Annotated in this window: 16 protein-coding genes; 12 read left to right on the top strand and 4 right to left on the bottom strand. The window is 71.0% G+C overall.

Translation table 11 applies throughout. The annotated features are described in order from the left end of the window. Nucleotide 1: 1 nt before the first annotated feature. The 8 genes from ACN27F_RS19370 to ACN27F_RS19335 all read left to right on the top strand — a co-directional run bounded on the left by ACN27F_RS19370 (nucleotide 2) and on the right by ACN27F_RS19335 (nucleotide 10,741). The gene (locus ACN27F_RS19370; RefSeq protein ID WP_421435351.1) at nucleotides 2–274 is read left to right on the top strand and encodes a MoaD/ThiS family protein; all 273 of its coding nucleotides are present in this window, start codon (nucleotides 2–4) and stop codon (nucleotides 272–274) included. Nucleotides 275–292: 18 nt separating this feature from the next. After that, nucleotides 293–1,561, top strand: coding sequence for a metallophosphoesterase (locus ACN27F_RS19365; protein ID WP_421435348.1), 1,269 nt, complete (start codon nucleotides 293–295; stop codon nucleotides 1,559–1,561). Between the two features lie 116 nt (nucleotides 1,562–1,677). Then, a complete protein-coding gene (locus tag ACN27F_RS19360; protein ID WP_421435346.1) occupies nucleotides 1,678–4,950 on the top strand; it encodes a UvrD-helicase domain-containing protein in 3,273 nt (1,090 codons plus the stop codon). A 126-nt stretch (nucleotides 4,951–5,076) separates the two neighbouring features. After that, a complete protein-coding gene (locus ACN27F_RS19355) occupies nucleotides 5,077–6,045 on the top strand; it encodes an LppU/SCO3897 family protein (protein WP_421435344.1) in 969 nt (322 codons plus the stop codon). Between the two features lie 135 nt (nucleotides 6,046–6,180). Continuing rightward, the gene (locus ACN27F_RS19350; RefSeq protein WP_421435341.1) at nucleotides 6,181–7,023 is read left to right on the top strand and encodes an LppU/SCO3897 family protein; all 843 of its coding nucleotides are present in this window, start codon (nucleotides 6,181–6,183) and stop codon (nucleotides 7,021–7,023) included. Nucleotides 7,024–7,163: 140 nt separating this feature from the next. Then, nucleotides 7,164–8,396: an AAA family ATPase gene (locus tag ACN27F_RS19345; RefSeq protein WP_421435338.1), complete on the top strand. Its 1,233-nt coding sequence runs from the start codon at nucleotides 7,164–7,166 to the stop codon at nucleotides 8,394–8,396. Nucleotides 8,397–8,494: 98 nt separating this feature from the next. After that, nucleotides 8,495–9,040, top strand: coding sequence for a DoxX family membrane protein (locus ACN27F_RS19340; RefSeq protein WP_421435336.1), 546 nt, complete (start codon nucleotides 8,495–8,497; stop codon nucleotides 9,038–9,040). Nucleotides 9,041–9,253: 213 nt separating this feature from the next. Then, on the top strand, nucleotides 9,254–10,741 hold the full coding sequence (locus ACN27F_RS19335) for a glycosyltransferase 87 family protein (protein WP_421435335.1): 1,488 nt from the start codon (nucleotides 9,254–9,256) through the stop codon (nucleotides 10,739–10,741). On the opposite strand, the gene ACN27F_RS19330 is transcribed toward ACN27F_RS19335, so the two are convergent. The 4 genes from ACN27F_RS19330 to moaC form a co-directional block, all read right to left on the bottom strand. After that, a complete protein-coding gene (locus ACN27F_RS19330) occupies nucleotides 10,728–11,159 on the bottom strand; it encodes a molybdenum cofactor biosynthesis protein MoaE (RefSeq protein ID WP_421435334.1) in 432 nt (143 codons plus the stop codon). The two genes, ACN27F_RS19335 and ACN27F_RS19330, sit on opposite strands and share 14 nt — an antisense overlap. A 23-nt stretch (nucleotides 11,160–11,182) precedes the next feature. Next, nucleotides 11,183–12,412 carry a molybdopterin molybdotransferase MoeA gene (locus ACN27F_RS19325; RefSeq protein WP_421440320.1) on the bottom strand — a complete coding sequence of 410 codons (1,230 nt, stop codon included), beginning with the start codon at nucleotides 12,410–12,412 and terminating at the stop codon, nucleotides 11,183–11,185. A gap of 97 nt (nucleotides 12,413–12,509) precedes the next feature. Continuing rightward, nucleotides 12,510–13,016, bottom strand: a complete 507-nt coding sequence (locus ACN27F_RS19320) for a MogA/MoaB family molybdenum cofactor biosynthesis protein (RefSeq protein WP_421440318.1) — start codon at nucleotides 13,014–13,016, stop codon at nucleotides 12,510–12,512. Continuing rightward, nucleotides 12,989–13,480, bottom strand: coding sequence for a cyclic pyranopterin monophosphate synthase MoaC (gene moaC, locus ACN27F_RS19315; RefSeq protein ID WP_421435332.1), 492 nt, complete (start codon nucleotides 13,478–13,480; stop codon nucleotides 12,989–12,991). The genes ACN27F_RS19320 and moaC overlap by 28 nt, the downstream gene beginning before the upstream one ends. A 445-nt stretch (nucleotides 13,481–13,925) precedes the next feature. On the opposite strand from moaC, the gene ACN27F_RS19310 reads away from it, so the two are divergent. The 4 genes from ACN27F_RS19310 (at nucleotide 13,926) to ACN27F_RS19295 (ending at nucleotide 18,687) form a co-directional block, all read left to right on the top strand. Then, nucleotides 13,926–16,457: a putative bifunctional diguanylate cyclase/phosphodiesterase gene (locus tag ACN27F_RS19310; protein ID WP_421435329.1), complete on the top strand. Its 2,532-nt coding sequence runs from the start codon at nucleotides 13,926–13,928 to the stop codon at nucleotides 16,455–16,457. 69 nt (nucleotides 16,458–16,526) lie between these two features. After that, the gene (locus tag ACN27F_RS19305; RefSeq protein ID WP_421435327.1) at nucleotides 16,527–17,900 is read left to right on the top strand and encodes a glycosyltransferase 87 family protein; all 1,374 of its coding nucleotides are present in this window, start codon (nucleotides 16,527–16,529) and stop codon (nucleotides 17,898–17,900) included. Then, nucleotides 17,897–18,316, top strand: coding sequence for a fluoride efflux transporter FluC (locus tag ACN27F_RS19300; RefSeq protein WP_421435324.1), 420 nt, complete (start codon nucleotides 17,897–17,899; stop codon nucleotides 18,314–18,316). The genes ACN27F_RS19305 and ACN27F_RS19300 overlap by 4 nt, the downstream gene beginning before the upstream one ends. Further along, entirely contained in the window at nucleotides 18,313–18,687 is a 375-nt protein-coding gene (locus ACN27F_RS19295; protein ID WP_421435322.1) for a fluoride efflux transporter FluC, read from the top strand. Before ACN27F_RS19300 ends, ACN27F_RS19295 begins: the two co-directional genes overlap by 4 nt. The last annotated feature ends 42 nt before the right edge of the window (nucleotides 18,688–18,729 follow it).

Genomic DNA, 18,729 nt, shown 5'->3' with positions numbered 1-18,729 from the left:
GATGAGTCAGGACATGCCGACCGGCTCCGACCCGGTCACGGTACGTTATTTCGCTGGCGCCCGAGCTGCCGCCGGGTGTGCCGAGGAGACGGTGCCCGCCGGACTGGACCGGTTGGCGTTCACCGCCGAGCTCGCCGCTCGGCACGGCGGACGGCTCGCCCGCGTACTGGCGGTGGCGAGCTTTCTGGTCGACGGCGTCACGTGGCGCGATCACCACACGCCGTTGCCGTCCGGCGCCATCGTGGACGTGCTTCCGCCATTCGCTGGCGGCTGACGAGGAGGACCTGCCCAGATGCTCGCCGTGCTGGGATTCGTGGGCACGCTCACCTTCGTCACCGGCCTGATTCACCTCTACCTGTGGAAGCGGCTCATCCGCGACACGACCCGGGCCGGCGGCTGGCGGCGGGCCGGCACGCTGGCGACCGCCGCGCTGGCGGTCCTGGTGCCGGTGACCCTGGTGAGCACGCGGTCCGCCGGCATGTCCTGGCTGGCCTGGCCCGGGTACGTATGGCTGGCGGTGATGTTCTACCTGCTGGTCGTCCTGGTCGTGCTGGAGGTGCCGCTGCTGACCGTCCGGCTGCTGGCGCGCGTCCGGGCCCGGCAGGTCACCCGGGTGGGTGCGGTCCCGGTGGCGGCACCACCGGCACCCGGTGGGCCACCGGTGCCCGGCGGACCAGCCGCCGGCCCGCCCGACGACGGCGTGGCACCGGATCCTGGTCGGCGGCTGCTGCTCGCCCGCGCTACCGCGATCGTCGCCGGGTCGACCGCCGCCGCAATCACCGGGTACGGCGTGCGCACCGCGCTCGGCCCACCCCGGCTGGACCGGGTGCAGGTCCCACTCGCCCGGCTGCCGCGTGCCATGGACGGCCTGCGCATCGCCACCGTCTCCGACATCCACATCGGGCCGCTGACCGGCGTGGCGCACACCGCCCGGATCGTCGACCTGATCAACAGTCTGGACGCGGACCTGGTCGCGGTGGTCGGCGACCTGGTCGACGGAACGGTCACCGAGCTGGGTACGGTGGCCGCCCCGCTGGCCCGGCTGCGCGCCCGCTACGGCAGCTTCTTCGTCACCGGCAACCACGAGTACTACTCCGGCGTCGAGGAATGGGTGACCGAGGTGGACCGGTTGGGACTGCAGGTGCTGGTGAACGAACGCCGGGAGATCGTCACTCCGGGCGGGGTGATCGACCTCGCCGGAGTCAACGATCCGACCGGGGAGACCATGGCGCCCGGTTCCGGCCCGCTCGCCGGACCGGACTACGAGCGGGCGCTCGCCGACCGGCACCCCGACCGCCCGGTGGTGCTGCTCGCCCACCAACCGGTGCAGGCCGCCGAGGCCGCCCGGTACGGCGTCGACCTGCAGTTGTCCGGGCACACCCACGGCGGGCAGATCGTGCCGTTCAACCTGGCGGTCCGGCTGGCGCAGCCGGTCGTGTCCGGACTGGGCGAAGTCGACGGCACCCAGGTGTACGTCACCAACGGGGCCGGTTTCTGGGGACCGCCGGTGCGGGTGGGCGCACCGCCGCAGGTGTCACTGGTCGAGTTGCGCACCCGCTGATCTGCACCCTGAGGTGGTGCGGCACGACAGGTTCTCCGGCGAATGTAAGTCACGTCTCGTGAGGTTTCCGCGCGTGGCGACACGCCGGTCGGCACCGGCCCGTGACAGGATGCGGCGTGCCCCCGTACAGCGCCGTGTCTGCCCCCGGCTCCGCCACGGGACCCGGATCCTTCGTCGCCGACCTGCACATCCACTCCCGGTACTCCCGCGCCTGCAGCCGCGACCTGAACATGTCGAACCTGGCGTGGTGGGCCAGGCGCAAGGGGGTCGGTCTGCTCGGCACCGGTGACTTCACCCACCCGGCGTGGTTCGACCACCTGCGTGAGTCGCTGTGCCCCGCCGAGCCGGGCCTGTACCGACTCAGCCCGCAGGCCGAGCGTGACGTCGCCCGCCGGCTGCCACCCCGGCTGGCCAGCGACGCCGAGGCCAACCCGGTGCGCTACCTGCTCAGCGTGGAAATCTCCACGATCTACAAGCGGGACGACCGGACGCGCAAGGTGCACCACCTGGTCTACCTGCCGGATCTGGATGCGGTGGCGCGGTTCAACACCGCGCTCGGGCGGATCGGCAACCTGGGTTCCGACGGCCGACCGATCCTCGGGCTGGACTCCCGCGATTTGCTGGAGATCACGCTGGAGGCCAGTGAGGACGGCTACCTGGTGCCGGCACACATCTGGACGCCATGGTTCTCCGCGCTCGGGTCCAAGTCCGGCTTCGATGCGATCGCCGACTGCTACGCCGACCTGGCCGACCACATCTTCGCCGTGGAGACCGGGCTGTCGTCCGACCCGGCGATGAACTGGCGGGTGTCCAGCCTGGACCGGTACCAGTTGGTGTCGAACTCGGACGCGCATTCCCCGCCGGCGCTGGCCCGTGAGGCAACCGTGTTCAACAGCACGCTGGACTACTACGCCGTCCGCGAAGCGCTGCGCACCGGCGACGGGCTGGTCGGCACCATCGAGTTTTTCCCGGAGGAAGGCAAGTACCACGCCGACGGGCACCGCAACTGCGGAATCAACTGGGCACCGGAGCAGACCCGGGCAGCCGGCGGGCGCTGCCCCGAGTGCGGCAAGCCGCTCACGATCGGCGTACTCAGCCGGGTGGAAGACCTCGCCGACCGGGCCGAGGGGCACCGGCCGGCGACCGCCAAGCGGGTGACGCACCTGGTCACGCTGCCCGAGATCATCGGCGAGATCAACAAGGTTGGCGCCCGGTCCAAAACGGTCGAAGGGCAGGTCAACAACCTGGTCGCGACGCTCGGGCCGGAGCTGGACATCCTGACGAAGGTGCCGGTCGACGAGGTCCGGCGGGCCGGCGGCGAACTACTCGGCGAGGCGATCGGGCGGCTGCGTCGCGGCGAGGTCCGCCGGGTGCCCGGCTACGACGGCGAGTACGGCGTGATCACCCTGTTCGCGCCGGAGGAGTTGGCCCACCGGGCAGGGGCCGCACAGGCGGACACGCTGTTCGACGTACCCGTGCCGCAACAGCGACCGGCCACCGGGTCGGCGCCTGCCCGCGAAGCCGCCGGTGCGGGCGGGCGGCGCGGCACTCGGGCAGGCCTGCCGGCGGACCGGACAGCGGGTCGGGCGGCAGGTCGGCCGGCGGCGCGGGCCGCCACCGATCCGCCGCCGCCACCGATCCCACCGCCCCCGCCGCTGTCGCCCCACGAACCGTTCGAACCGATGCTGGCCGGGATGGAGGAGGTCGGCACCGGGCTGCTGGACCGGCTCGACGCGATGCAGCGGGTGGCCGCTTCCGCGCCCGGCGGCCCGTTGCTGATCGTGGCCGGCCCAGGTACCGGCAAGACCCGGACGCTGACCCACCGGATCGCGTACCTCTGTGCCGAGCTGGGGGTGTATCCGGAGCACTGCCTGGCGATCACCTTCACCCGCCGGGCCGCCGAGGAGCTGCGGGCCCGGCTCGACGGGTTGCTCGGGCCAGTGGCCGAGGACGTCACGGTCGCGACCTTCCACTCCCTCGGCCTGGCCATCCTGCGTGACGATCCACGGGCCGCCGGGCTGCCGGCGGACTTCCGGATCGCCGACGACAGCGAGCGTACGCAGGCCCGCACCGAGGCGGGCGAGGACGACGCGGCATACGTCAAGCTGCTCCGCGCCGCGAACCTGGTCGACCTGGACGAGCTGGTCACGCTGCCGCTGCAGCTGCTACGCGACGACCCGGCGTTGGTCGAGCGATACCGCGACCGCTGGCGGTGGATCTTCGTCGACGAGTACCAGGACGTGGACGCCGACCAGTACGACCTGCTGCGGTTGCTCAGCCCGGCGGACGGCAACCTGTGTGCGATCGGCGACCCGGATCAGGCCATCTACTCGTTCCGCGGTGCCGATGTGCGCTACTTCCTGCGGTTTTCCGAGGACTTCGTCGACGCGCGCCTGGTCCGGCTGGCCAGAAACTACCGGTCGGCCGCCCCGATCCTGGCCGCCGCGGTGCAGGCCATCGCGCCGAGCTCGCTGGTTCGTGGCCGCCGGCTGGAACCCGCCCGGCTGGATCCACAGGCCCCGCTGGTCGGGCTCTACCCCGCCGCCACGGTGGCCGAAGAGGCGGCGTTCGTCGTACGGACGGTGGACGAACTGGTTGGTGGGGTCTCCCATCGGTCGCTGGATTCCGGTCGCATCGACGGGCAGGCGTCGAACGTGTCCTTCTCCGACGTCGCCGTGCTGTACCGCACCGACGCGCAGGCCGGGCCGATCGTGGACGCGCTGAGCCGGGCCGGGGTGCCGGTGCAGAAGCGGTCGCACAACCGGCTGCGCGACCGGCCCGGCGTCGCGGCGATCGCCCGGGAGCTGCGGCACGCCAGCAGCGGCCTGGACGGCTCGCTCGCCGCCCGGGTCCGCCTCGCCGGGCAGATGCTGGCGGACCGCTTCACCACACCCACCCTGGATGCGCCATCCGGCCCGCAACTGGTCCCGGCGGACATCTGGGCGGCGGTCGATCTGCTCACCCCGCTCGCCCGACGCTGCGGCGACGACCTGGCGATGCTCCTGTCCCAGTTGGCCACCAATGCCGAGGTCGACGCGCTCGACCCGCGCGCCGAGGCGGTCACCCTGCTCACCCTGCACGCGGCCAAGGGCCTGGAGTTCCCGGTGGTCTTCCTGGTCGGTTGCGAGGATGGGCTGCTGCCGTTGCGCTTCCCCGGCCGTACACCCGACGACGATGACATCGCCGAAGAGCGCCGGTTGTTCTTCGTCGGCCTGACCCGGGCACAGGACCGGCTCTACGTGTCGCATGCCCGCCAGCGAACCCGGCATGGTCACGAGCGGGAAACCCGCCCGACGCCGTTCCTGGACGCGATCGACGCCGGGCTGTTCGACCGGCTCGGCGACGAGGGTCCGCGCCGTCCCAAGGACCGCCAACTCCGGCTGCTGTGACGACCGGACGCGAGTTGGCCCACTTCGGGGAGGTGAGCCCCCCGGGTGCTCACGCTACGGTGACGTCATCATCGCCGTGCCAAGCGGGTGGTCAGGGACCCATCCCGCCGTGCAGGAGGACAGGACATGTCGCACTACGGACCGCCCGGCGGGCCGTACCCGGGTCAACAGCCCGACCGGTGGCCCGACCGGCAGCAGCCGGAGCACTACCGGGAACCTTCCGACCCGTGGGGTACGAACGACCCCTGGGGTGGTGACACGCCTGCCGGCGGACCGACCCACCCGTGGCAGGGCGGGTCCGATCCCAACTGGCAGGCCGGCCAGCCGGCCGCGGATCCCAACTGGCAGGCCGGCCAGCCGGCCGCGGATCCCAACTGGCACACCAGCCAGGGCCCGGCGCACGATCCGACCTGGCAGGGGTACGGACAGCCCTCGCCGGCCGGGGATCCCAGCTGGCAGGCCTCGACCCAGGCCGGACCGGGTTGGTCGGGTGCCAACGAAGCGACCTGGCAGCGGGGAGCGGGCCAGCCGGACTATCCGACGGCCGAACCGGCCTGGGATCCAGGCGGCGAACCGGGACGACAGGGCGGCAAGGGTGGCGGCAAGGGCCGCAGGACCAGCAGTGCGCTGATCGCTGTCCTGATCGGGGTAGCCGTGCTGCTCTGCGGCGGCGGGGCCGTCGGAGTTTACCTGATGACCCGGTCCGAGTCGGGGGACAACGGGTCGGAGCAGGCGTTGTCGACGGCCGAGCCGCAGGTCTCTTCGTCACAGGATCCGTCGACGACGGCCAGCCCGTCGCCGGAACCGGAGCAGCCCACCCCGACGCCGACGCCGACTTCGTCGAACGATGCCCGCTTCGTCCAGGAAGGGCAGTGCGTCCGCAACGAGGCTGAGTCGGCCGACGATCCTCCGGCCCTGACCATCGCCGAATGCGACTCCGGCACCTACGAAGTGCTCGCCCGCTTCGACGGAATCACCGACGGTGAGGATGATGCCAAGACCAAGTGTGCCGACGTCGAGGGCTACACGAACTGGTACTTCTTCAACAGCCAACTCGACGCCTTGGACTTCGTCCTGTGCCTGAGGGAACGGTGACCGCTTACCGGCCCCGGTGCGGCAAGGCAGGTCCGGGCGGCTGGCCGCCGTTGGTTACCGTGCCTGGTAGCACGGTTGGTCCACGCCCCGCTGCCAGCACATCCCGACCACTGCAGCGACAACGCTAGGGAGATCATGTCCAGCTACGGTCCGCCGGGCTATCCCGGTGCGGGACAGCCCGACGACCCCGCCGGTCAGCCCGGCCAACCCGCGTACCCCCCATCCCCCGGCTACCCGCCCAGCTCCCCCTACCCGCCGCCGGGCGAGTACCCCCCGGGAGCCGGCTACCCGCCGCCACCCGGTGCCCAGCCGGTCTCCGGTGGTGGCTATCCCGATCCCACCACCCCGTACCCGACGTATCAGCCCACGTCGGGCGGCGGCTCGTATCCGCCTGCCTCCGGCGGTGGCTCGTATCCGCCGCCGGCCGGGGCGGGCGGCTATCCGCCCCCGGGCTGGGGGCCGCCCCCACCCGGCATGCCGGGTGGTCCGCCGATGGGCATGCCGGGTGCCCCCGCGCCGAAGAAGTCACGGACCGGTCTGATCATTGGGCTGGTGGTCGGCGCGGTGGTGCTGTTGCTGCTCTGCGGCTGCGGGTTGGTCGCCTTCTTCGCGTTCGCCGACGATGGCAGCGACTTCGCCAGTGACGGGCCGTCGGCAAGCGCTTCTCCCGACACGCCGCAGGAGCCGCAGGAGCCCGAGGAGACCGACGAGCCGGCCACGACGCCGACCACCGGTGGCGACAGCGAGCTGATCGTGGTCGGCGACTGTGTGGTCAACGACGGCACCGAGGACGACGCGGTGCTGCGCAAGGTGTCATGCGGCCCGGGCACGTTCGAAGTGCTCTCCCGGATCCCGTTGACCACGGACACCGAGCGTTGCGACGACCCGGTCTTCGGCCACCCCGAGACCGACACCACCTACACCCACGACAGCGACCAGACGATCCTCGACTACGTGCTGTGCATGAAGGAACTCTGAGCCGGGCCAGATCGATCGCAAAGACTAGGGCTCTCTAGCGCTGTAGCTAGAGAGCCCTAGTCTTTGCACGAGGCCCAACACGCTGACGGGATATACCCGGTTCTAGCGCTGGCGCTAGACGACCCGATACGGTGCCATACGTGGATCCGATCCGGAACCCGTACGCTCCCGGCGCCGGCCAACGCCCGCCGGAACTCGCCGGCCGGGGACGCGAACTCGACGTCTTCGAGGTTGTTCTGGAGCGGGTCGCCCGAGGCCGGCCGGAGCGCAGCCTGATGCTGACCGGGCTGCGCGGCGTCGGCAAGACGGTACTGCTCAACACGCTGCGTTCGCAGGCCATCTCCCGACTCTGGGGCACCGGCAAGATCGAAGCCCGGCCGGACCAGTCGTTGCGCCGACCGGTGGCGGCGGCGCTGCACATGGCGGTACGTGAACTCGCCCCGCACCATCGGGCACCCGAACGCATCGACGACTTTCTCGGCGTACTCAAGGCCTTCGCGCTGCGTGCCGCCCCGGCGGCCGGGAGTGGGCGCGGCGGTCAGGCCCGGCTGCGTGACCGCTGGCAGCCCGGCATCGACGTGCCGGCCGCGACCGGTCGGGCCGACTCCGGCGACATCGAGATCGACCTGGTCGAGCTGTTCACCGACGCCGCCGCCGTCGCCACCGACGTAGGCACCGGGATCGCACTGTTCATCGACGAGATGCAGGATCTCAGCGCCGACGACATCTCCGCGCTCTGCGCGGCCTGTCACGAGCTTTCCCAACTCGGCGGCCCGCTGATCGTGGTCGGTGCCGGGCTACCGCATCTGCCGGCGGCGCTGTCCGCGGCCAAGTCCTACTCCGAGCGCCTGTTCCGCTATCAGCGCATCGACCGGCTCGACCGGATCGCCGCCGATCAGGCGCTGACCGCGCCGGCCGCCCGGGAGCAGGTCGAGTACGAGTCGAAGGCACTCGACCTGCTCTACGAGAAGTCCGGCGGGTATCCGTACTTCGTCCAGGCGTACGGAAAGGCGACCTGGGACCATGCCCCGCGCTCACCGGTGACGGCCGGCGATGTCCAGGTCGCCGCTCCGGAGGCGGAGGCCGAACTCGCGGTCGGATTCTTCGGTTCACGTTTCGAGCGGGCGACCCCGGCGGAGCGGGAGTACATGCGGGCGATGGCTGCCCTGGCCAGCACCGATGCCGCCGATACTGACCCGGACGAGGCCGTGCCCACCGCGGAAATCGCCCGTGCGCTGGGGCGCAAACCGGCGAGCCTGTCACCCGCGCGGGACGCACTGATCAAGAAGGGCCTGATCTACTCCGGGGAACGCGGCACGGTCGCCTTCACCGTCCCGCACTTCGGCCGTTACCTTCGGACTCAGCCGGCGTAGCCGGCCACACCCGGACTCAGCCGGCGTAGCCGGCCACACCCGGACTCAGCGGCCCGTTCGCGGGGTAGCGAAGCGGCCGGGCGGGTATGACTGGGGGCATGAGACCCGTACGCACCACTGCTCGCGCGCTACTCAGTGGCATCTTCATCGTCAGCGGCGCCCGAGCGGCAGTCGATCCGCAGCCGTACGTCGATCGGGCGAAGCCGGTCACCGACCGGCTCGGGCCGGTGCTGCAACGCGCGGACCCACGCCTGCCGGCCGATGCCGACAGACTCGTCCGCCTACATGGCGCGACTCAGCTGGCCGCTGGGTTGCTGCTCGCCACCGGCCGGCTGACCCGTCCGGCCGCCGCTGTACTCGCGGCCTCGCTGGTGCCCACCACCATCGCTGGACATCCGTTCTGGTCAGCGTCCGATCCCGCCGAGCGGCAAACCCACCGAGTTCAGTTCCTCAAGAATCTCGGCCTTTTCGGCGGGTTGCTGCTCGCTGCGGCGGATACTCAGGGCCAGCCTGGCCTGCGCTGGCGCACCGGTCACGCGGTGCGCCGGGGCCGCCGATCGGTTCGGCGGGCGATGCACGGGGCCCGGCGGGACACCAGGATCGCGCTCCGTTCGGTCGCGGCCGGCCGTCGCCTCCCGCGCTGACCTGTATATATCGGACTTCGTTGGGTAGTTGTGCATCGAGGACCACGAAACATGGCGAAGACGCCACAGAGCGTTAACGTGGTGGAAATATCGCGAACTAGTGTGGGATCGGACACGGTAGGGTAACGCACGCCGTAACGCACTCCGGTCCGTTCTAGGCTCAGATGGGCATCTGCGACAGCTTCACGAACGGTAACCGGGGGTGGGTTCATCATGGTGACGGACGTCCGAGGACGGGTCCGTCGTCTGGCCCCGCTGCGCCGGGACCAACTCGCTCCGACGCGCCGGAGCATGCGCAACGTCGATCGCGCCACCCTGGTTCGGCTCGGTCTGGTCGCGCTTGCCTGGTACGCCGCCTGGCAGGCGATCGGCGAGTTCGGCCGGCCGTACAACTTCTTCGACATGCGCATCTACCACGGCGCGGTGACCTGGTGGGCCGGTGGCGCGGAGCTCTACGAGTTCATCGCGCCGGACACCACCCTCGGCTTCACCTATCCACCGTTCGCAGGCCTCACCATGCTGCCCATGGCGCTGGTGCCGATGGTCACCGCCGGCTGGCTCAACGTGCTGCTCGGCATCACCGCACTCACCGTCGTGCTGACGGCGCTGATCGGCCCGATCGCGGACCGCTGCGGCTGGTCCCGATGGTTCGCCGTGGCTTTGGCGGTGCCGCTCGCGGTGGCGATCGAGCCCTCCCGCGAGACCCTCGGGTACGGTCAGGTCAACCTGCTGCTGTTCATGCTGATCATCGCGGATCTGATAGCGCTTCGCTGGCGGGCCGCACCGGTGCCGCACCGGTTCGGCACCGGCGGCCCGATGCGCCGGATGTTCTTCAGCGGCATCTGGGCAGGTGCCGGGATCGGTCTGGCCACCTCGATCAAGCTGACCCCCGCGCTGTTCATCGTCTATCTGCTGGTGACCAAGCAGTGGCGGGCGGCGAGTACCGCGATCGGTACGGCGATCGCGGTCACCGCCGGCACGATGCTCGTCGCCGCACACGAGTCGACCGTCTACTTCACCTCGATCATCTGGGACACCAGCCGGGTCGGGGTGTCGGACATGACGCCGAACCAGTCCCTCGCCGGTGTGCTGGCCCGGCTCTACGACTCGATGGAGACCCCGGGGCTGCTCTGGCTGTCGTTCGCCTCGCTGCTACTCGCGCTCGGGCTCTCCCGGGCCGCGCACGCCCACGCCGACGGCGACGAACTGACCGCGTTCACCCTGATCGGGCTCACCGCCAACGTGATCAGCCCGATCAGCTGGTCACATCATCTGGTGTTCGTGATCCCGGCGGTCATCGTGCTGGCCGATGCGGCGCTGCGCCGCCGCAGTGCCAGCCGTGGACTCATCTCCCGCAGCACCTACCCACCGACCGGAGCGGGCATCAGCGGCGTCGCGGGCCTACGTACGCCGATCTGGTTCCCCACGCTGACCGGGCTGCGGCACGCCGCCGCAGCGGTCGGGCTCTACCTGCTCTTCCTGGTCTCGCCGATCTGGCCGTACGAGCACCAGCTACCGCAGGTGTCGCATTATCACGACGGCCTCTTCGGCGTCGTGATGGAGAACTCCCTCGGGCTGGCGTTGATCGTCCTGGTCGCGGCGCTACCGTGGCGCCCCGGCGCCGAACCCGCTTTCTACGCCGATCCCGGCCCGCGGATCCAGCAGTCGCGCCTGCGGCAGCCACAGACTACGGACAGTTGACCCACTCCTCGGTGCCGTCGGCGAAGACCTGACGTTTCCAGATCGGCAGCCGGGCCTTCGCCTCGTCGACCAGGCGGGCACAGGCCGCGAAAGCGGCGGCCCGGTGCGCCGTACTCACCGCGGCGACCAGCGCCACCTCGCCGATGGCGAGTACGCCGAGCCGGTGCGACACGGCCACCCCGTACACCGCCGGGTCGGCGGCCACCTCGGCGGCCACCTCGCGCAGCACCTGCTCGGCGCTGGGATGACCCTCGTACTCCAGCCCGGTGACGGCCCGGCCGTGATCATGGTCGCGGACCACTCCCTGGAACGAGACCACCGCGCCGGCCCGCCGGTCGGTGACCGCCGCCTCGTGCGCGGCGAGGTCGAGCGGTTCAGCGCTCACCGACACCAGGGCGAGCCGGCCGGCATCGGTCACGACAGCTCCTCTTCCCGCGCCGCTCACCGGGGTTCCCGCGCAGGTCGCTGAGGCTGCCCGCAGAGTTGCGCCGACGGCCGCTCCCCGGGCAGCAGCGGCAGAGGTACGACGCAGACCTCGTCACCGGGCACGCCCGTAGCGCCGGGTGGGATCACCGCGAACCCGGCGGCGGCCGCCAACCCGCGCAGCATCGCGGAGCCGGTATACGGCACGGGGTGCGCCGTACCCGTCAGCGGGTCCGTCCGGACCAGCGCCAGGTGGGTGAAGTCGCCCCGACCGGGTACGGGCGCACCGAGGCGGTGCCGGGGCAGCGTCGGTGCCTGCCTGCCCTGCAGCCCGGCGACCAACGGCGCGACCAGGGACACCAGCGCGACGATGGCGGACTGTGGGTTTCCCGGCAGGCCGGCGACGAACCGTTGCCGGCCATCGCTCGCGCCGACCCGGGCCAACAGCATCGGAAATCCGGGCCGGACCGCGACCGTGTTCACCACGTATTCGGCACCGAGCTCACGCAACGCGGGGTGCAGATGGTCGACTGGGCCGTGCATGGTGCCCCCGGTGGTGCAGACCAGGTCGGCATCGGCCAACGCGGTACGCAGACCGTCGACGTGCGCGTCAAGGGTGTCCGCGATCGGGCCGGTCACCGCCGGCGGGGACAGCTCGCAGCCGTACCGGTGCAGCCATGCCGGCACGGCCGGGCCGAGCGCGTCACGGACCCGGCCGGCGCCGGGCCGGCCGGCGGTCAGTAGTTCGTCGCCGAACACCAGCAACGCCGCTCGGATCTGCCGGTGCACCGGCAGGCTGTCGTACCCGCAGGAGGCGGCGAGACCGATCACCCCCGGATCGACCGGTGTGCCGGCCGGCAGCAGCTCCTCGCCGACGGTCGCCTCCTCGCCGGGCACCCGCCACTCCGGTTGCGGACGGGGCGCACCGGATACCCGGCCGTCGGTGTCGCGGCTCGACTCTTCGATCCGCAGCACGCTGGTAGCACCGGCCGGCACCATCGCGCCGGTGGCGATCTGCATCGCGGTGCCGTCCTCGGTCAATGCCGGCGGCACGCCGCCAGCGAGCGCCTGCCCGACCACTCGCCAGGGCGGGACACCGCGGACCGCCCAGCCGTCGACGCTCGCCGTCGCAAACGCCGGAAGGTCGGTGAGGGTGGTCAGCGGCGCGGCCAAGGTGCAGCCGTCGGTCTGCGGCAGCGGTACCTGCGCGGCCGGCCGGCGGGCGGCCCGGCCGGCCGCGAAGCACAGCGCGCGGGCCTGCGCCCAGTCGACAGGCGCGGATGGTGCGCCCGGGCCGGCGGAGACGCCGGCGTGCGGTTGCGCGGTCACCAGTCGAGCCTATCGGTCATCCACGGGAATGGTCGCCACCGCTCAACTGGTCAAGCGCATGGGCCAGGATCGGCCCGAGCACCGCGAGTCCGTCGCGCGCGCCTCCGGTGCTGCCGGGCAGGTTGACGATCAGCGTACGGCCCGCCACGCCGGCCGTGGCCCGCGACAGCGCGGCGGCCGGGACGGCCGAGCGACTGACCGCCCGGATCGATTCGGCGATACCGGGAATCTCGTAGTCCAGTACCGCCCGGGTCGCTTCCGGGGTGCGGTCGGTCGGACTGATGCCGGTGCCGCCGCTGGTCACGACGACGTGGATCCCGTCGGCGATCGCCTGGCGCAGCGCCTCGGTGACCGGCGGTCCGTCCGGCACGACCACCGGCTCGTCAACCTGGCAGCCGAGCTCCCGCAGTCCCGACACCAGCAGCGGTCCGCTGGTGTCGGAGTAGACTCCGGCGGCGGCGCGGTTGGATGCGATCACCACCCGGGCGCGTCGGTTCACGGCCGGTCCGCCGGTCGGTGCCAGTCGCCGGTCTTGCCACCGGTTTTGTGCAGTACCCGGATACTGTCCAGGCTGGCCGCCGGGTCGACCGCCTTGACCATGTCGATCAAGGCGAGTCCGGCGGTGGCCACCGCGGTGAGCGCCTCCATCTCGACGCCGGTGCGATCAGCGGTACGGACGGTGGCGGTCATCTCGACCGAGTCGGGGTGCAGGACCAGATCGACCACGACGCCGTGCAGAGCGATCGGGTGGCACAGCGGGACGAGGTCCGGGGTTCGCTTGGCGCCCATGATCCCGGCGATCCGGGCGACCGCGAGCGCGTCTCCCTTGGGCAGACCGTCACGGCGCACCAGTTCGATCACCTTTGCGGTGGTCCGCAGCCAGCCGGCGGCAACGGCTTGACGAGCGGTCGTCTGCTTGGCGGAAACGTCCACCATCCGGGCGGCACCCGATTCATCGACATGGGTGAGGTTCTGTGTTCCGGTCACCTGATCGAGCCTAGCGAGAAGGGCCGGTCTGCTCTGGCCCACCCGCACGAGTACCAGGCAAAGTTGTCTGCAGGATTCGGTTCGGACCGGTACTGCGCCCGACCGGGGAGGCAGCCGCTAAGGAGCCGGGTCCAGCCATAAGGAAAACCTAAGAGTATGAACGAACACTGTTCGAAAGCGTTCCGTAAATACTCCCGGACACAGGGTGACAAAACCCTCCAACCTTCCCTTAATCTGCGCATATGGACATTTATGAGTATGCAACTGGCAAAACGCAACTTAAGCTTGCTCTCGTCGAACCAAATAGACCAGGTCAATCCTGGTAAATCGACTAGAGGAGGTCGCGATGCGCGGACACGAGTGGCTATGAGACCTGTTGCCAACGGGTCACGACAAGTAGTCTTGCGAGGCACGCAACGCTTCCCCGTTGAATGCAGGAACGGGTGTGACTCGTACAGACCGACGCGACGCTGAGACCGATCGGCGGCTTTGGCCGCTTGTCGGTCTCGTCGTCGTTTGTGCTTTCTTTGCCGGCATCGTCGCGCTTTATCTCGTCGCCGGGACGATGACCGCCAACGTCACCGACCTGGCGTCCACGGCAACGCTGATCTTCCTCGTGGCGGTCGGGTTCGTCGTCAAATGGCACCTGCGGATCCGCTCCACCGCACACGCGATCTCGTGGTGCGAAACCGCAATCGTCGTCGGACTCGCGGTGGCCGAAGCCCCACTGGTCGTGCTCTGCACCGGTCTGGGCGTCGGTATCGCCCTGGCGACCCAGAGCCTCCCGCGGATCAAGGCAGCGTTCGCCATCGCCAAGAACATGTTGGTCGCCAGCGCGGCGGGAATCGCGTTACACCTGTTGGACTGGCGATGGCCGCCGGACGATCTGGCCAGCATGGTGGTCCCGCTCGCCGTCGCCTACAGCGTCGCGGTGGTGCTCGACGAGATGCTGACCTTGCCGGTCATCGCCCTCGACACCGGCACCAAGGTGCACCGGCTGTTCCTTGACGACTGGAGTCTCCGGGTCGCCAGCGCCCTGGTGCGATACCTGCTGATCCTCGGCACCCTCAGCATCCTGGTCGCCGACCAGTGGCTGCTCGTCGCGATCCCACCGTTGATCCTCTGCGTCCATCTCGCCCACGCCGGGCAGGCCCGGGCCCGGGCAGACCAGCAGGCGTGGCAACGCCTGGCCCGGGCCACCGACGCACTCAACGTTGTCGACCTCGACAAGGTGCTGTCCACCGCCGCGGTACAGGCGGCCGAACTGTTCTCCACGAACCTGGTGGAGGTCGAACTCAACGATCCGGCCCGGCTGGTGCAGGGCAACAGTGACGGTGTGCGCTACGACGGGCCACCCACCACCGCGCCGACCGCCCGGATGCGTACCATCGTCGCCCTGCCGCTCACCGGCGCCGACAGCGAGGACAGCACCGGCACGCTCCGTCTCTGCTTCACCGGTCCGGTCAAACTCTCCGAACGGGAGCACTACACCCTGCGTACCTTCGCCTCGGCGTTGTGCACCGCGGTGCGCAACGCGGAGGCGTACCAGAAGCTGACCCGTGACGCCGCGCGGCACGCCCAGCAGGCCGCGCAGGACGCGCTCACCGGGCTGGCCAACCGCCGCCGGCTGATGGAGCACGGTGCGGAACTACTCGGTCGGCGGCACGCCGAAGGCATCACCGCCCTCCTGCTCATCGATCTCAATCACTTCAAAGAGATCAACGACACGCTCGGGCACGCAGCCGGGGACGAGGTGCTCATCCAGGTGGCGCGACGGCTGTCCGCCGCCGCCGCGACCGGCGACCTCGTAGCCCGCCTCGGCGGCGATGAATTCGCCGTGCTGCTGACCACCCTGCCCGCGCCCGCCATCGCCACCCACCGGGCCGACACGTTGCTCGCCACCATCTGCGAACCGATGGAACTCGACGGCATGCGGATCAGCGTCGAGGCCAGCGGCGGCATCGCCATCGCACCCGGCAGCGGTGGTATGGCGGAGTTGCTACGCCGCGCAGACGTCGCGATGTACCAGGCAAAACGTTCCGGTAGCCGGATCGCCACCTACCATCGCGGCCGGGACACCGCCGACGTGGGCCGGCTCGCGCTCGGCGGTGATCTGCCCCGCGCGGTCGCCCAGCACGAGTTCAGCGTCAGCTTCCAGCCGATCGTCGATTTGGCCAGCGGCGAGGTCCTCGCCGCTGAGGCATTGGCCCGATGGCAGCACCCCGACCGGGGACGGCTCGACCCGCGGCGCTTCCTGGAGACCGTCGAGCGTTCCGGCCTGCTCCCCGCGTTCGCCGACGCGGTCCTCGACCAGTCGCTCGTCGCCGCAGCCACCTGGGCCGAGGCAGGGTTCACGCTGCCCGTCGCGGTGAACCTCTCCCCGCGCAGCCTGCTGGATCCGCGGTTCCCCAGTGCCGTGCTGGCCAGACTGCGTGCGCACGACATCGCACCGCAGCAGCTCATCCTGGAACTGACCGAAACCCTCACCATCAGTCAGCTCGAGGTGGTCGACCAGGTACTAGGACAGTTGCGCGACGCCGGCGTCCGGCTCGCCCTGGACGATTTCGGCACCGGCTGCTCGTCGCTGTCGCTCCTGTCCCGCGTTCCGGTGCACGAGCTGAAGATCGCCCAATCGTTCGTGTTGGCGATGGAGACCTCCAGCGAGGCCGTCGCCGTCATCCGCTCCACCATCGATCTCGGCCGCAGCCTCGGACTGACCGTCGTGGCCGAGGGCGTGGAGAGCGAGCCACAACGGCGGGCGCTCTGGGCGATGGGCTGTGCCGCCGGGCAGGGACATCTTTTCACCCGCCCGATGCCGGCGCACCGGCTGCTCACCGCGCTGCAATGCGGATCAGACGGCCGTCCCGGCGTCCTGGCCAGCCCGTTGCACGACGAGGGCGCCGTGATCCACCTCGCGCAGTCCCGGCGGGCCGCCGGGCGCGGTCGCCCCGAGATGATGCCCCATCTACCGGCGTGAGGCAGGTCGTGCCAGAGCCGGTGACCCACCGCGTCACGCCGACCCCGACTATTTGCGAGACTTGCCGCTGTGAGCGTCGCGGCGGCCAGCAGCACAGTCCGCCACCGCGTCAAGCGGATCCACGATGCCGCGGGCGGACTGATCGGCGATCTCGGCCTGTATCTGTTCTCGGCCGGCTTCGCCGGGCTCACCGCGGCCACCTCCACCCTGGTCGCGCACCGTGCCTGGGGAACGGTCGCGACGGTCGGCTACGCCGTCGCCAGCCTCGCCGTGCTCGCCCAGCTCGCCCTGCGTCGTCCGCTCACCCGCCGTCATGTGGTGGTGGCCAAGCGTTCCGGGCCGCTGGTGGCGGCGCTCACCGGTCTGGCCACACGGGCCTGGCTGACCGGACTCACCTGGACGGCGACGGTCGCCGTACCGCTGGTCGTCCAGGCCGCCGAGCGGGCCGCCGGGCGCACCGACCGGGCGCAGGAGGAAGTGCTCGTCGTCGAGGACGGTGGTGCACGGCTGCTCGCCACCGGTAGCCCGTACCTGTCCGAGCAGCAGATCGCCGCGCTGCCGGCCGGCGAGCAGCTACTCGGCTACCTGCCGTACCAGCCCGGGATGGTGGTCTTCGGGATTCCCCGGGCACTCGCCGGCACCGTCTGGTGGACCGACGCTCGGATCTGGTTCGCCGCCGTCACCGTCGCCGCCACCGCCGTGGCGCTGGTCATCGTCCATCGGCTGATTCGCCCGGCCGGCGGGACCACATCCGAGGCGGCGGCCAACACCGCGGATGATTCGACAGGTGACGCGGCGCTGGTCCGGGCCGCGCAGCTCAGCAGCGTCCTACCGGTCTGCGCCCTGACCCTGAGCACCGGCGGCGACGATCTGCCGGTCCTCGCCCTGGCCCTGCTCGCGCTGGCGCTGTGCGCGGCCCGCCGCTACGCCGGTGCCGGTGCGGCGGTCGGCGCCGCGGCCGCGCTGAAGCTGTTCGCCTGGCCGATCCTCGCGGTGCTGCTCATCCATGCCGCGACCCGCCGGTCGCTGCTCCAGTTCGCCACCGGCGGCCTCGGCCTGCCGATCCTGGCGTTGCTTCCCGCAGCGGCGCTCGACGCTACCGCGCTGGTGCACAACGTGCTGGGTTTTCCGCTCGGTGCCGGCCTTGTGTCGTCGCCGGCCGCCTCGCCGCTGCCTGGACAGCTCATCGCCACCTGGCTGCCAGGCGGACGGGCGGTAGCCGGTGCGCTGCTCCTGCTCGCCGGGCTCGCCATCGCCGGTTGGCTCATCCGGCACCCGCCCCGCACCGCGGCCAGTGCCGCCGCCGTCTGCGGGGTCGGCCTACTGATCGCGATCATGCTGATGCCCGCCACCAGGTTCGGCTACCTGCTCTATCCCATCGCGCTGCTGAGCTGGGCCCCCGCGCTGATCCGGGCGGAGCAGACCTCGGGGAGACCGGCGTGATTCCGACCGGGTCCGTCACGCCCGCCCTGCTGGCAGCGGTGGCCGGTGGTGGTGCGCTGGGTGCCCTCGCCCGCTACGGTCTGGCCACCGCCTGGCCGGCCACGCCCGGCAGCGTCCCCTGGTCGACCCTGGTCACCAACCTCGCCGGCTGCTTCCTGATCGGCTTTCTGATGCAACTGGTCACCACGCATCCCCGGCCGCACCGGCTGCTCCGGCCGTTTCTCGGTGCCGGCGTACTCGGCGGGTTCACCACCTTCTCGATCCAGTCGCTGGAGGTGCGGGACCTGCTCGCCGCCGGGCGACCCTGGCTGGCCAGTGGGTACGCCGCCGGCACCCTCGTCGGTGCGCTGTCGGCTGTCTGGCTGGGCAGGGCCTTCGCCCGACCGGTGGCGATCCGGCTGGCGGCGCGGGCATGACGGCGTTGCTGCTGGTCATGCTCGGCGGTGCCGTCGGTGCCGTGCTGCGCTACCTGGCCGACCGGATCGCGGTCGGTCTCGGTCGGCCCGGCTCCTGGGGGACGTTCCTGGTCAACCTGACCGGCAGCCTGCTGCTCGGGCTGGTCGCCGGTGCGGGTCTGGCCGCTGGCGGATGGATCGCCAGGTTGCTCGGCACCGGTTTCTGCGGTGCGCTCACCACCTACTCGACCTTCGCGTACGAGGTGGTGCAGCGCGGCGCGGGTGCCCGGCGCGACCGATGGCTGGCGGCGGGTTACGCCGCAGGCACGCTGCTTCTCGGATTGGCGATGGCAGCGGGCGGCTACCGGCTGGCCGAGTTGCTGACGCGGTAGATTGCGGCTACCGCAGGCGGGCGAGCCGAATCCGGCGTACAC

This window comes from Solwaraspora sp. WMMB335 (assembly GCF_049179075.1).
In the GTDB taxonomy this organism is placed as follows: Bacteria; Actinomycetota; Actinomycetes; order Mycobacteriales; family Micromonosporaceae; genus Micromonospora_E.
This window is presented reverse-complemented; position numbering and strand designations above follow the sequence as displayed.